Genomic DNA, 13,415 nt, shown 5'->3' with positions numbered 1-13,415 from the left:
TGGGCGCTATGTGGATGTGAACATCCAGCGCGACGCCGCGGCGCGCTTCGGCATGAACATCGCCGATGTGCAATCGGTTATCGCCTCGGCGGTGGGCGGCGAGAACATCGGCGAGACCGCGGAAGGCCTGCAGCGCTTTCCGATCAACGTGCGCTACCCGCGCGAGCTCAGGTCAGTGCCTGCGGCGTCCCTCGCATTCGCAGCGGCCATGGACTTGGCGCCGATGCCGCATGAGGCCGGCGGCGATCGCCGGGAAGATGAAGCACCAGCCCGGCCGGTTCATGTCGCGCGGGTGCCGGACGCGGATTACTTCGACCCTGGAGGTCGGCGTGTCCGGTTGCCGATGCGCATCTTGTACTGCCGGTGGCTGGATTGATCGGCGGCGGCGAGCTTCACGGCTCGCAGTTGCTTCCTTCCGATCCAGTCTGGGAGTTCATCATCAAAAAGCTGTTCGTCATGCTGATTGGCGCCCTGACCTGGTTGCCGCCTTGCCTGCTTTGGCAGGGCCGGATTTCCAGGTCATCGAGCAAGCGCGCGAATGCGGGCCGTTCCTCCGACTTGTCACCTGCGCGGCTTACCAGACCTGCAGGACGACCCGCCCGGTCCGTTCCTGCAGCCGCGCCGAGCCCTGCTGATTGTGAACATCCTGTGCCAGCCGCCGCAGCGGCGTCGTGAAGTCGGGTTGCGTTGCGGCGAGCGTGATCATGCCCGCAGGATGCCGCAGGCGCTCGATGGTTGCCATGCCGATCCACAAGGGGCGCGGCGGCTCTGCGCCGTCGCTCTCGACGACATAGGGCGACGGCCACAGGCGCAGCACGATGCGTTCGTCGACGTTCAGCACTTTCATGAACGTCATCCCTTGCGCTTCGCCATAGTCGAGCTTCGGCAACACGGTGAGCTGTTCGATCGGCGTGTTCGCCAACAGCCACAGCAGCGCCGTCTTCGCGGTCCACGGAGAGGGGACATGCCATCCCGCCCGATGCAAAACGCCGCTGACGTCTTCCGCCGAGCCCGCCCATTGAACCGACAGCGGCTCTTCGGCATCCCCCCCGAGGTCGGTTCGGGTGGAGGCAAGACCGCGCCATCCGTCCGCGCGCCAGTCGGCGACAACGACCGTATCGCTTCCTGGGCGGTGGGCGTACTGCGCCAGATCGGCGCGGTGGTGTTCGCCGACGACCCAACCACCCACGGCTGCCAAGGTGATTCCGACCACCATCGATAGCGGCAAGGCAGACACCCTCTCATGTCGCACATGGGTGAGGTAGGCGATGCTCAGCAATGCCACCCAGGCAAGGCCCAGGCTGAAGCTGGCGAGCACGTCCGAGAACCAATGAGCGCCCAGGTACAACCGTGAGAACGCGACCAGCGCAATCGCCATCGCGGTCGACATCGTGATGGCGATCTTCGTTCCGACCGGTTTGGCGCGCGCCAGCAGGAACGCCAGGAAGCCGTAGACCACGATGTTCATCGCGGCATGGCCGCTTGGGAACGAAAAGGGATCGAACCCGCTGTAGATTTCAGTCGGTCGCGCGCGCCCGAGAGTGAACTTCAGAGTCCAAACGAGCAGTTGGGCAAAACCGGCGGCCGCCAGCCAATATCCCAGTGTCCGCCAGCAGCGCTTCGCAGCCAGCCACAACGAGACGGTGGTGATGACGGAAATCACGACGGGGGCACTGCCCAATTCGGTGACGGCCACCATGACACCGTCGCCCCAGGCCGTGCGGAGCGTCTGCAGCATCGCGTAGACGCGGCGATCGACCTGCACCAAGGGGTCGTCGGACAGCACGTCCTCAAGCACGCCGAAGAATAGCCAAACGCTGCCTATCAACAACAACGCGGCGGCGAGCAGCGCCTTGGATTCGACTCGGGTGGGATCAAACAGGGACAGCACGATGCGCGCGGGAAAGTGCGATCTTGTGCCGGCCCAGGTCACGGCGCGATCTCGCCAGCCTTTGATGCACGGCCGTGCCAGGCGATGCAGGAAGGCAACGAGCCAAACAACGAGCCACAGGGCGCCGGCGACGACGGCCAGCAGGACGGCGAGCCGCGAACTCACAGCCCCGGCCAGTTGAAGCGAGGCGCCAAATAGGAAGCCGGGAGCGAGGTGGGCCGCCGCCCACACCAACGCCGACAGGACGTTGAACACATAGAACTGCGAGGCCGGCAGGCCCGACATGCCGGCGATGACGGGTACGATGGCTCGCAGTGGGCCAAGGAACCGGGCAAGAAATACGCTCCTGCGGCCATGTTTCGCGAAGTACTCCTTCCCTCGATCAAGTAGGGCGGGATAGGCCTTCATGGGCCACAGTGCTTGAAGCCGCTCGCGATGGCGGCGGCCGAGCCAGTAGCTGATGCCGTCGCCGGCGACCGCACCGCTCACTGCGGCAGCTGCCGCCGACGCCGGGTCGAGCGCCTGGAGGCCGACGAGCATGCCGCCGACGAAGACGATCGAACTGCCCGGAACAACCGTACCGATTACGGCCAGCGCCTCGAGCAAGGCCGCGGCGAACACCGCAGCGAGCGCCAATTGCGGGTGCTCGGAGAAATAGCCGATCAGCGCTTGAAGATGTGATTCCACCAGTGCTCCATTGTCGGCGCCGCGCGATGCTGACTTTGAAGCCCTGGGTTCACGCTTCTACGAGCGGCTCTCATGCGCTTCGGTTTTGCCGTGAATCGCCGTCTGGGGCGCTTGGGTGAAGGGTTGGGCGGTCGCCGCAGCGTGCGACTCGGGATCTCAGCCGGCTTGCGCAGCCTTTTAGGGTCCGCGTTTACATGATCTTTGCAGGGCTTGTGTGTACCTACCCCACATCTCGAACGTTCAAGGGATGCAAGGGCGGTAGTCGCCCTCTTTTTGGAGATCCTCATGCTTCTCAAGCGCTCAATATTCCTTCAATTTGCTGCGGCAAGCGTTGTGGCTGCTGCCGCATTGCTCGGCGCCGGCTCGGCGAGCGCTGGTTCCAGCTGGTCCCTCGGCATCGCAGCGCCAGGCGTTGCGATCGGCGTGGGCGAGCCCGGCCCCGTGTACTACGAACCAGCCCCGGTGTACTCGCGCCCAGCCCCTAACTACTATCCGCCCGCACGCCCTGCGTACTACGCACCGGCGCCGATCTACTACGAGCCGGACTATCGCGGAGATGGTCGGCGGTTCTACCGCAGGGATTGGGACGGCGATCGCCACGATCGACGACGCTGGGAGCGCGAGCGCCGTGAACATCGCAGGGATTGGAACGATAGAGACTAGCGGAGAGGGAAGGCGCCGCATTAATCCGTCAAGTTGGCGAAGCGCACGTCGCAGGAACTGCGCGTGAGCCGTCCTGAGCCCCAAGGGGACGACGCCGAAAGCGGCCTTTCGCCAACCCAAGAGGCGGGTCTACTGATTCATCCAGAAGTAGATGAAAGGAATCACCATGATGGCCGCTCGCGCGGCCGTGCGCACGCAGCCGGGACCGCGCGCCTCGCGCGGCTTCACCTTGGTCGAGCTGATGGTGACCGTCATCATTCTGGTGCCGTCCGTTTTTCCAATCGGCTGAATTCGTACGCCACCGCGCTGCTGGCGGGCAGCCAGCTTGCGCGCAGCGAAGCGATCAGGCGCAATGCGCCGGTGACGCTCTGCGCAACCAGCAACGGCAGCAGCTGCAGCAGCTCGAACCAATGGGAAAGCGGCTGAATCGTTCTGAGGGGCACCGCCGTATTGCAACAGCAGCCGGCTGCCGCCACTGGCTATCGGCTGCGCGAAGCCAGCGGAGCGAATGCCCTGACATTCGAAGCGACCGACGTCGGCGCCAGCCAGGCCAGCATCACGATCTGCCGCGCCAGCCCCTCGGCCGGAAGCCAGGAGCGCGTCATCAAGATCAGCGCCACGGGCCGCACCTCCGTCAAGCGCACGACGGCCGGGAGCTGCCCGGACTGAATACGGCCCTTCTCATGCGATCCTCTGTTCCCAAGACCGTAGAAAGCGCACCCGGGCGACCGTGCGGCGGGTTGTGGCATCCCGATACGCCTGGGAATAGACGGGTGCGGGCTCGCAGTACAACGGGCCGGGCTCGGCAACGCCGCCGGTGCGACCGGCCACGGCGGCAGTTCAAGCAGATATCTTTGCCACATGCTCCAGGTGCGCCAGGGTGACGCTCTCCGTGCCGTCCCGGATCGCAAGCTCGGCCGCTTCGTTGAGGATGCGGACCACATCCCCTGTCAGGCCCGAGCTGGCGGCCAGCATGAACTGCACGACCGCGCGGTCGGCCAGCTCGGAAGCCTTGCGACGGGGCAACAACTTGCCGAAGACGGCGAGGAAGCGGCTGCTCATCTGAGCATCGGTCTGCAACGCAATCGGCGCGTCAGACGTGCCGACCAGCACGATGCTGAGACGCAGATCATTCGCGAGGTACTTCAACAGGCTCAGGGACGCGCGTTGCTCGCGGAAGCTTCCTGCCAGGAGATGATGTACCTCGTCCACCACCAGCATCCGTGGCGCAATGCGGCGCAGCAGGTCGCGCGACAGGCGTTCCAGAGTCGACAGGCCGGCACTCGTGTTGTGCGGTGCGCCAAGTTCGAACAGGAGTGCGCTGTAGAAGCGGTGCTGCCCAGGAGTCGCCGGCATCTGCATCGCCACGATCTGCCGACGCTCGACGCCGCGTACGTCATCAAAGGTTGTGGGATGCTCGCGCTGGAGCTTGCGCACGACGAGCGTATTGCCGATGTTCGACTCGCCATGGATGACCATGCACGGCATGCGCTCACGCTCGGGCGTGCCAAGCAGGCGCTCGAGCCACTGGCGCGCCTCGGCAGCACGAGGGTAGTCCACCCATCGGTCGCGCTGCATGGCACGGATGCGCTCGTTGTCAGGCAGAAGCGCCTGAGAACGCGCCGCCGGGCTCAGGTGGGCAAAAGCGGCTGCATTCATAGGATTGCCTCACCAGATTTCGACGTCGTAGGGTTCTGCCGGCTTGCTGTAGTCCACCGGCGCATCTCCTTCAGGGGCCCGTGCCGCTCCCCATGAGCCGGAGCGCAGAACTTTGACTGGCTTAGGGGCTGCGCGGCGAGAGGCGTGGGTCTCGGCTTTTGCGCGCGCGACAAGCTGGCGCTGCTGCTCGATGGTCTTGATGATCATGGCCTCGGAAGCACTTCTCTGACCTTGTGCCTTCATGAGTTTCAGGGCGTGCCGCTGCTCCCAAAGCGAGATGTGCGGACGCCGAAGGTCGGCGCTACATGCTTCGACGTAGGTCTTGTGATCGGCGGTGACGAACACTCGCGACAGATCTTCAGGGTGAAAGCGCACGATCACCTCCTTCCGGGTCTCGCGCCACGCCGCAAACACGGGATGCCAGTACCGGATGTGGAAGACGGTCAAACCCTCCCGCTGAATGGTTCGCGCTTTCATTGGAAGGAACTGCACCACGAAGCGCAATGCCTGGGTGGGATCAGCGGGAAGTTGTCGCGGCGGGGACGTGCTGCTGAGTGCCTGCCAAACCCCAGCCGGTGTCGCGTCCTGAAGGCCGCGATGCGCACTGTGGTGGTAACGCTGCGCAATCTCGAGCACCATCCACCGCTCGTATTCGGCCAACGTGAGCGCCGCCCGCTCCTCGGCCTTTCTTTCCTTGCAGCCTTTGGGCGAACTGCTGGGCCCGCGTGAGATAGACGTCGCGAATGACCTCGGCGATCAACCGTTCCAAGTGCACATTGATGCGGTGGGCGCCGCTGGGCGTGCCGCGCTGGCGCGGCAGCAACGATGATGTCTGGGGAGCAGTTCGGTAGACAGCAAGCCAGCGGAACACGGTGCGTCGAGAAACGCCAAGCCGGGCCGCGGCTCGGGCAACCTGGTCACCCGCATCAACGGTGTGCCCGATCGGAGCGATAACCGCCTCCCTGCGCCGGGCACACGCCCACTGAGCCTCTGTTGCCAAAACGATCGAGAAAGGTTTGGCTCTGCAGGGCCCGACAGCACCGGCGGCGCACTGAGCTCCGCCGCAGAGACAGTTCGGAGGTCGCCATTGGCAATGGTCCCGCACCACGACGCTGCCGTCCTCTTCGACGCGCACGATGGCCGCCAGTCTGTCGGCAGCGACGGCAACAATGTCGGGAAGTGCCTGGAGGTGACCCATCCATGTACGCACGCATATGGATGCGCACATGGTGAGTGACAGATTGAAGCGGTCAACTGCAAGGTTGTGCCAATTGATAAGGCTAGATCGCGTCGCGGGCCGAAATCACTTGGTCCTCTGATGTCAGCAGGCGCTCATCGCCAAGCACCGATGGAGCAATGGCAGCGCCAATTTACCGGTGACAGAATGAAAGGTCAAAAGTGACAGATTGAAGCGAGACCGACAGACGTCCTCGATGCCGTCTTAATCGCGCGGGTGAAGCCGCGAAGGGCGTAGCCCGGCAGAAAGTGGCAACTGCGATCGTGGCGCAACCCGCTCCATGGCAGTCATTGACCGGCACTGGCGGGCCAGGAGCCAGCCGCGGCGTGTCTCTCGGATGCCGGGCGTTCAGTATCGACAGCATGGAGCAAACGACGGAGGAGGTGCCCATTCGTTTGCCTACGGAATCGGGTTTGATGTGTGGAACCACAGTGCCTCCTGCCCGAAGTTCCTGATCGCGTTCCCACGCCTTCGCAGTAGCATGCCCACCAGCAGGTGCCGAGGTGTAGCGGGCAGCCGCGACGCAGGATGAACGCACTACCGTAGTCCACCAAGGAAAAGGAGTCTGTGATGCAAGCCGTCGCGCACAACGTTCTCCAGGCGATTGGCGCCACCCCGATCGTCGAACTGGGCCAGGTGATTCCGGCCGGGTCGGCGCGCGTGCTGGCCAAGCTGGAGTTCGCGAACCCAACGGGCAGCATGAAGGACCGCATGGCCAAGGCCGCCATCGAAGGCGCCGAGACCGCGGGTCGCCTCAAGCCCGGCGGCACGGTCGTGGAGTACACGGCGGGGACCACCGGGGTCTCGCTGGCGCTGGTCTGTGCAGTCAAGGGCTACCCGCTCAAGATCGTGTTCTCCGACGCCTTCAGCGACGAAAAGCGGCGCATGATGGAGGCGTTCGGTGCGCACATCACCGACGTGATCAGCGACCAGAAGAAGATCACCGAGTCGCTCATCAAAGCGATGATCCGGAAGGCCGCCGACATCAGTGAGCGCCCGGGACATTGGTATTGCGATCAGCTCAACAACACCGACGCCATCAACGGCTACCGGCCCCTGGGCGAAGAGATCTGGGCGCAGACCGGGGGGCGCGTCGATGCCTTCGTGCATGCCGTGGGCACCGCGCACGCGATCCATGGCGCTACGCATGCGCTGTGGGCCCACCGCCCCGACATCCACATCGTCGCAGTGGAACCGAAAGAGTCGGCCGTGTTGTCCGGCAGCCCGACCGGGTCGCATCAGATCGAAGGCATCGGCATCGGCTTCGTGCCGCCGCTGTGGGAGCCTCACCTGGTGAACGAGATTCAGACGGTCACGACGAGCGATGCGAAGGCGATGGCGCGCCGCCTCGCCAGCGAGGAAGGCATCTTCGCCGGCACCTCGGCGGGTGCGAACGTGGTGGCCTCCATTCGCATCGCGCAGCGCCTGGGGCCGGGCGCGACGGTGGTGACGATCATGTGCGACTCCGGCATGCGCTACCTGAGCACGGACGTGTATCGGCGCCAGTGAGCGGCACGGACCCATGGTGCACCGGCGGTCTCGCCCGCCGGTTCTCCCGCACGCACACCACGTACTAACTGCGCGGTCACTGGCGTGGCCGTGAAGTGTAGTAAAGCTGCGTCTATTGCGTAGTAATGATGTGATCGCAGTCTGGATTGCGCGATGATCTCGCAAACAAGCGTTGTCCAGATGTATTTAGCCACCGTTCTATGCGGCGCAATGCGTAACGGGAAGCGGCGATCCTTGTTGTGGATCTTAAATCCTGACAATAGGCTCATAGTTCACGTCAATGCCGCCTCGACAGCTCTTCACGTCGAATCAGCCTCAGCATGTTGGCGCTCCCCCTCACCCTTGAGGTAGGCAATGCGGTCAGACGCTCCTGGTGAACGGTACAGATAGCTCGGCACTGAGCACCAACGTCCGAGCGTGCGGCGCAGGGACGATGCGACCGGGTCAGCCAGGAAGCGCTTGCGGGCGATAGGCCGTCGACCAGGAACGCCCAGCAGCTTCGAAGCCGCCTTCGCCTGGCTCAGGCCAAGCGGACCATCGCCGAGCGTGCGAAGCACCTTGGCGATTCGAAACTCGTCGATTCTGGACGTACTGCCATCCGACGCGTTCCCTCAGAGCAGGAATTGCGCATTGGCGTCATCTTTGAGCCAAGGAGGGCATTTGCAAGAACCGCGATCCGCTTGATCCGAGCCTGTTGGACGATGGCAACAGATGGAGCGCACCTGTCGGCAAATAAATCACTTCAAATTCAATGACTTAAGTGGTTTTCATTCGCACGATCCTTGAGCGCCCATTCGCAGGACCTTAAATCCACAACCGTCGCCGCGGTTCGAGCGACTAGGCAAAACGAAAGGATTCGCATTGCTTCTCACTGGTGGGATGGCGGCCCTCGGAGGATGAGCCGACGATTCGCCGCCCTGGAGCGACGGCAACTGTTCAGCGCACTGTCGACATCACGGTGGCGCGGCAGCGGCCCTGATCGCGCCAGGCAAGCATGCTGCAATTGTCCAGCGCGCGTTGCTGCATATCGCTCAGCCGCGGCTGCTCGTAGCCACGGCCGTGCTGCCATTCGCCGGGTCGCTCGTTGATCTGCGGCCGCCCGTAGTACGATGGCGCGGGCTGATAGTAGGCGGGCGGTGCCTGGCGAAAAACGGGTGGCGGCGGTTCGTAGTACACCGGCGGCGCGGGTTGGTAGTAGACCGGCGGCGCGGGTTGGTAGTAGACCGGCGGCGGGGGTGGTGCGAGATAGCGCGGCGCGGGTTCATAGTAGGTCGGTGCATCGATGCCGATGGACCAGCTCACCTGGGCGTGCGCAGCGGCACCGGCAGCGAGAGCCGCCGCCGCAATGGCAACGGGCACCAAGACCTTGATGCACGAGCGAGGAATGTTCATGGAAGTCTCCTGGGAGGCGCGACGGGCACCAATTCAGCCCTCCAACGCGGTGCCAGGTGGTTTGGTAGACAGCAGTCCTGCCGTGAGATTGCCCCCCGATTCTGGCCACTCCCCTTACTTCGGCTGCATCAGCTTTCTGACTTCTTGCATTTGCTCCGTCGCGCGTTGCGTCATGTGGGCCATCGCATCGGCCTGCGATTGGCGCCCCATCTCAGCAAGTTCTTTCATGTCGGCGAGCGTCTTTTCGAAGGCCTTGCGGACAATCTCTGTCTGCTTGGCTGGATCAGCACCGCCAGCGATCGCGACCCTGGCCGCTTCCTGCATGCCCTGCATGGCTTGCGTCATCATCTCGCCCTGCTTGCGCGCCATGGCCTGGATGGACTCATAAGCCGCCTTGTTGGCTTCAACCATCGCTTCCACATCCTTGCGTCGCGCCTCTAGGAGGGTCGTCATGTCGATGCCCGGCATCTTGAACTGTTCGAACATCTTCGCCATGTCGCCAAACGGATTGTTCTCTGTGGCCATTTCATCTCCTGTTAGGTCCGGCGCAAAGATCATTGCACACGGTTGCCCGAAACGTGTGATTTCGTTTGGCGAGCGGGCCAAGCTACTCCCCGAGGCGCCCCTGCTCGCCAGGCGTCTTCCAAAACCCTCGCATCGCCTTCAGCCTCTCGTCCCTCTCGGTGGCCAGGTACATCGACGTCGTCCCCACCGACGCATGCCCCAGGTTGTTCTGCACCACCTGGATCGGCACCGGCGTCTGCCCTTCCCTGCCCTGCAGCGCGTGCGAGCCATGCGAGTGCCGCAGCCAGTGCGTGCTCGCTTTTTTCAGCTGATGCGCATCGGCTTCGTCAAGGCCTTCGGCCACGCGCGCGAGGAATGCCTTGATCGCCTGGTAGAGCCCGGAGGCTGACCAGGTCGCCGGCCGCTTAAGGTCGGCGTCGAAGCGCGCCATCACGTGGATGCCCTGGTTGCTGACCGCGCCGACTTGCCGCTCGAAGCCATGGCGCACCAGCTCGTCGCTGATTTCGTCCACAAGCTCCGCAGGCACGGGTACCTGCCGTGTGCGCCCGCCCTTCCCCAGCACGTGCAGCATCCAGTCGGTCGCCGTCTCGCCATCGGCCATGCGGTACTCGACCAGCTCCAGGTCCTCGCACTTCACGCTCGTGATCTCGGCCAGGCGCAGCCCGGTCGCATAGAGCCACCGCATGGCGCGGCGCAGCCGCCGGCCGACTTCAGTGTCGGCGTGCTTTTGCAGCTGCGCGTCGATGTGGTCCCACTGCGCGAAGGTCAGAGTCCGACTTGAGCCCAGCGGCCGCTGCGGGTTCGCCGGCAGTGCCACGGCCGCGAACGGATTGCCCACCAAGTACCCCTGGCTCATCAGGAAGGCGAACAGGCTCCTCTGGATGACCAGCGACTGCCGTTGCGCCGCCGCATTCAAGGGCCCTTCGAGCGGCCGCCACATCGGGGACCAGCGCTGATGGTGCCTCGGCCCGCACCAGGTCGACGGCGGATCGGCCAAAAACGATCGGTACTCCGTCGCATCCTCGACCGACAACGACGACAAGGCCTTCTTCCTTTCCAGGATCGCCCAGAGCAACAACCGCTCCGCTTCCTTGCGATACGCACGCTGCGTGGACGACAGCTCCCCTTCCCCATCGCCCGGCCGCTTCGAGGCTAGCCAGGCACCGATTGCCTCGTGGTCGTTTCTGGCCATGAGCAGGCATTTGTCGGGCGGCCCCCTGAACCGCCCGGCGCTCCCATCGAGCTCGGCCGGCAGCACGAATTTCTCATAGGGCCGAATCGCGGTGGCCGCCGGCACGACCGCCGCCAAGGTCGTCGGCGTCAGCTGCGCGCGCGGCAGCGCCACATGCAGACCCACCCGCAGCCCTAGCACCTCTTCATTCGCATCCAGCCACTCCAGGATCCGAGAGGCCTTGAGCTCACCGACGCCCGGCACCTGCACCCACCAGCGCGCGCCGATCCCGTTGATGCGCTCGATCAGCGCAAAAACCGTCGGCACGCCGGCGCGTTCCAGCCGGCTGGCCAGCGAGGGATTCAGCCAGGCGGAAACGCTGTCGCCCGGTCGAGGATCCTGCGCAACCAGGCCCTGCAGCCAGCGCAGCGCTTCGAGTTGCCGCTCGATGACGCGGCCACGCCGGGACGGCCGTCCCGAACCGCCCTGCCCTCCCCCCCTGGCCGGCGGATAGGCTTCTTCGTAGGCTTCGAGCTGGTCAGCTTCCGAGAAGTCCTCCATGCCCTGCGTTTCGGCGAACTCGGCCAGGGTCGGTTGCGCCGGCGCGGATGCAAACCGGTCTGGATCCAGCAGGATCAGCCGGGCGGTGCCTGGCTTGTGCTCGCGCTTGGCAGCGGCCGCGAACTCATCGCGGATCCACGCGATCGTGCGACGGACGGTTCGAAGGTCGGTGTGTTCGCCTTCGAGCCTGAGGTACCGATCCCAACTAGCGCGCTCATCCAAGCCCTGGGCTAGCGCCCGCATGAACGCGAAGTGCCCGCTGTGGAGCTTGCGTGGTGGCGTCTTGGGTTTTTTCACATCGGCGACATCGGGCCGTCGCTGGTGTCCGACTGCCAGAACTTCCACCGGGGCCGAACGGGCGCCGGCCGTTCAGGCAGCACATTGCTTTGAGTGATATGCACCCGCCGCCGACGCTCGACCTCCAGCGCATGGGCCACGCCGAACGCATCCCGGTCGCCGAAGGCCGCGCGTGCGCGCCATTCAACGGCCCATGCGTCGAGTTGCGGGTTGTCGATGGCGGCGAGTTGGGATGGCGACGGTATGGCTGTCATGTGTAGAAGCTAACTCGCCTGGAGGGCGCGCGCGTGGCAGTATTTGGCAGATCTTGATGCTGTATGAGAAACGACGCAGCCCTTCCACGTTCTGGCGAGGCTGGTGGCGATTCCTTGCGATTCGGCTTGATGATAAACCTTATTATCATCAATATATTTTTGATGCTCATATTGAGCCTGCCATACTTACGATCAACTTAAGTCGTTGATCCTATTGGATAATTTAGCAGTCCGGAGACGTGATGTCGATCGCCAAATCGGGCTTCGGCACATCTTCAAGGCATCGCTGCGATCCACGCCACCGCGCGCCCTCCCCCTGGGGTCGGCGGCACGCGGTTTGGCCATGCCCCCCGTTCATCCCTGGGATTCGGTGGGTTACGCGGCCTCCAAATCCCAACGGATCTCACATTGATGCGCTGGCGTGCCCCTTGTACCCTTACAAGGCGCGAATCTTTCGAAGCGCCTCGGAGATAGCCGACTCCAGCGTCTCCTGGCTCGTGCCCGTCGCGGTGTCCGCCACGATCGAGATCGTGAGTTCGCCGGTCTTCGAGCGAACAAGCACCCCGACTTTCTGGCCTGCAACCTGCAGATCCACTTTCTCCGAGCGCTCGAAGCCGACCTTGGCGTCCAACAGCCGTGCGACCACCATTGCCGGGGCCAGGCTGTGACCCCGCAGCCTTTCCACGCGCTTCAGGACGCCACGCTTGTCCTTGTCCATCGCCGCATTGATCTGCTCGGCGTGGCGAAAGCTGATCTCGAGCGGACTGCGGAAGCACTCGACCACGGCGGACGGCAGTTGCGCGACCATCAGCGCCTTGCGCACCCAAGTATGGCTCACGCCAAGCGCTTCGGCCAGCTGGCGCTGCGTGGGAAACAGCTCCTCCTCGAGCGCACGCTGGTACATCAGGCCCTGCTCGTAGTTCGAGAGATCTGCGCGCTCGCGGTTCTCCCGATCCATCGCTGCAAACAAGGCAGCGTCGCCCAGTTCGTCAACCCAGATGGACGCCAGCACCGGGATGCCGAGCTCCAGCGAGGCGCGATGGCGACGATGCCCAAAAACGATCTCGAACTGGCCAGGCGCATCCTTCAAGGGTCGCACGAGAATCGGCTGGACGTTACCGCCGGCGTGCTCGATGTCCGCCTTCAGACCCGCAAAGGCGCTGGTGGAAAACGAGTCGACATGGCGATTCGCCCAGCGGCTGGGGCGGATCGAATTCGGATCCATTTTGCGTGTCGGCAGCGAGCCTTCGTACTGGCTGAGCTTTTCCCGCAGGGCCGCCATCTCCCCTTCGACCTGCTGGATCTGGCCGCGGAAGGCCATCATCTGCCCGGGCCCCGTACGGGGCGCCAGACTGCCGCCCACTGCCGGTGGAAACCTGGTTTCCACGCCGACCGCCACCGACGGAGGCCCTTCAGCCACTGGCGGTGAGGGTCGCTCCAAGGTCTGCTCTTTTACGGCCTCAGGCAGCATGAGTCCGGCAGTGAGTGCCTCCAATCGTTTGCGGGTACTAGCCATGTTGGGCGCTCCTTGGTGCGGGGTACTGAACCCTCAATGACAGGTTCGAGCGC

Annotated in this window: 14 protein-coding genes and 2 pseudogenes; 6 read left to right on the top strand and 10 right to left on the bottom strand. The window is 64.2% G+C overall.

Annotated features, from left to right (window positions below):
* A partial coding sequence (locus ACSFA8_RS26080; protein ID WP_435482353.1) for an efflux RND transporter permease subunit occupies window positions 1-376 on the top strand: 376 nt, incomplete at its 5' end.
* A gap of 198 nt (window positions 377-574) precedes the next feature.
* Here ACSFA8_RS26080 and ACSFA8_RS26075 read toward each other — a convergent pair.
* The gene (locus ACSFA8_RS26075) at window positions 575-2,578 is read right to left on the bottom strand and encodes a bifunctional DedA family/phosphatase PAP2 family protein (protein WP_435482352.1); all 2,004 of its coding nucleotides are present in this window, start codon (window positions 2,576-2,578) and stop codon (window positions 575-577) included.
* A gap of 285 nt (window positions 2,579-2,863) precedes the next feature.
* Between ACSFA8_RS26075 and ACSFA8_RS26070 the strand changes: the two genes are divergently transcribed.
* Window positions 2,864-3,241, top strand: coding sequence for a hypothetical protein (locus ACSFA8_RS26070; RefSeq protein ID WP_435482351.1), 378 nt, complete (start codon window positions 2,864-2,866; stop codon window positions 3,239-3,241).
* A 129-nt stretch (window positions 3,242-3,370) separates the two neighbouring features.
* Here the strand turns inward: ACSFA8_RS26070 and ACSFA8_RS26065 are convergent, their stop codons facing one another.
* Window positions 3,371-3,499, bottom strand: a complete 129-nt coding sequence (locus ACSFA8_RS26065; protein WP_435482359.1) for a hypothetical protein — start codon at window positions 3,497-3,499, stop codon at window positions 3,371-3,373.
* On the opposite strand from ACSFA8_RS26065, the gene ACSFA8_RS26060 reads away from it, so the two are divergent.
* A complete protein-coding gene (locus ACSFA8_RS26060) occupies window positions 3,471-3,530 on the top strand; it encodes a hypothetical protein (protein WP_435482357.1) in 60 nt (19 codons plus the stop codon). The two genes, ACSFA8_RS26065 and ACSFA8_RS26060, sit on opposite strands and share 29 nt — an antisense overlap.
* Window positions 3,531-3,601: 71 nt before the next feature.
* A pseudogene (locus ACSFA8_RS26050) lies at window positions 3,602-3,910 on the top strand (GspH/FimT family pseudopilin).
* Between the two features lie 171 nt (window positions 3,911-4,081).
* On the opposite strand, the gene ACSFA8_RS26045 reads toward ACSFA8_RS26050, so the two are convergent.
* The gene (locus ACSFA8_RS26045; protein WP_435482349.1) at window positions 4,082-4,900 is read right to left on the bottom strand and encodes a TniB family NTP-binding protein; all 819 of its coding nucleotides are present in this window, start codon (window positions 4,898-4,900) and stop codon (window positions 4,082-4,084) included.
* Between the two features lie 9 nt (window positions 4,901-4,909).
* Entirely contained in the window at window positions 4,910-5,560 is a 651-nt protein-coding gene (locus tag ACSFA8_RS26040; protein ID WP_435482348.1) for a Mu transposase C-terminal domain-containing protein, read from the bottom strand.
* Window position 5,561: 1 nt separating this feature from the next.
* On the opposite strand from ACSFA8_RS26040, the gene ACSFA8_RS26035 reads away from it, so the two are divergent.
* On the top strand, window positions 5,562-5,729 hold the full coding sequence (locus tag ACSFA8_RS26035; RefSeq protein WP_435482358.1) for a hypothetical protein: 168 nt from the start codon (window positions 5,562-5,564) through the stop codon (window positions 5,727-5,729).
* Between the two features lie 36 nt (window positions 5,730-5,765).
* Here ACSFA8_RS26035 and ACSFA8_RS26030 read toward each other — a convergent pair.
* Window positions 5,766-6,098: pseudogene (locus tag ACSFA8_RS26030) on the bottom strand (hypothetical protein); the annotation flags it as partial.
* A gap of 609 nt (window positions 6,099-6,707) precedes the next feature.
* On the opposite strand from ACSFA8_RS26030, the gene ACSFA8_RS26025 reads away from it, so the two are divergent.
* Complete coding sequence (locus tag ACSFA8_RS26025; RefSeq protein ID WP_435482347.1) at window positions 6,708-7,646, top strand: PLP-dependent cysteine synthase family protein; 939 nt, start codon at window positions 6,708-6,710, stop codon at window positions 7,644-7,646.
* Window positions 7,647-8,582: 936 nt separating this feature from the next.
* Here the strand turns inward: ACSFA8_RS26025 and ACSFA8_RS26020 are convergent.
* The 5 genes from ACSFA8_RS26020 to ACSFA8_RS26000 form a co-directional block, all read right to left on the bottom strand.
* Window positions 8,583-9,038, bottom strand: coding sequence for a hypothetical protein (locus ACSFA8_RS26020; RefSeq protein ID WP_435482346.1), 456 nt, complete (start codon window positions 9,036-9,038; stop codon window positions 8,583-8,585).
* Between the two features lie 114 nt (window positions 9,039-9,152).
* Window positions 9,153-9,563, bottom strand: a complete 411-nt coding sequence (gene phaP / locus ACSFA8_RS26015) for a TIGR01841 family phasin (protein WP_435482345.1) — start codon at window positions 9,561-9,563, stop codon at window positions 9,153-9,155.
* 82 nt (window positions 9,564-9,645) lie between these two features.
* A complete protein-coding gene (locus ACSFA8_RS26010) occupies window positions 9,646-11,592 on the bottom strand; it encodes a phage integrase family protein (protein ID WP_435482344.1) in 1,947 nt (648 codons plus the stop codon).
* Complete coding sequence (locus tag ACSFA8_RS26005; protein ID WP_435482343.1) at window positions 11,589-11,846, bottom strand: hypothetical protein; 258 nt, start codon at window positions 11,844-11,846, stop codon at window positions 11,589-11,591. Before ACSFA8_RS26005 ends, ACSFA8_RS26010 begins: the two co-directional genes overlap by 4 nt.
* Window positions 11,847-12,282: 436 nt before the next feature.
* Window positions 12,283-13,362 (bottom strand): ParB/RepB/Spo0J family partition protein, encoded by a 1,080-nt coding sequence (locus ACSFA8_RS26000; RefSeq protein WP_435482342.1) that lies wholly within the window; start codon window positions 13,360-13,362, stop codon window positions 12,283-12,285.
* Window positions 13,363-13,415: the final 53 nt, after the last annotated feature.

The organism is Variovorax nitratireducens (assembly GCF_051216545.1).
Taxonomy (GTDB): domain Bacteria; phylum Pseudomonadota; class Gammaproteobacteria; order Burkholderiales; family Burkholderiaceae_C; genus Variovorax.
Note: the sequence above shows the minus strand (reverse complement) of the source record. Positions and strands in the feature narration are given on the sequence as shown.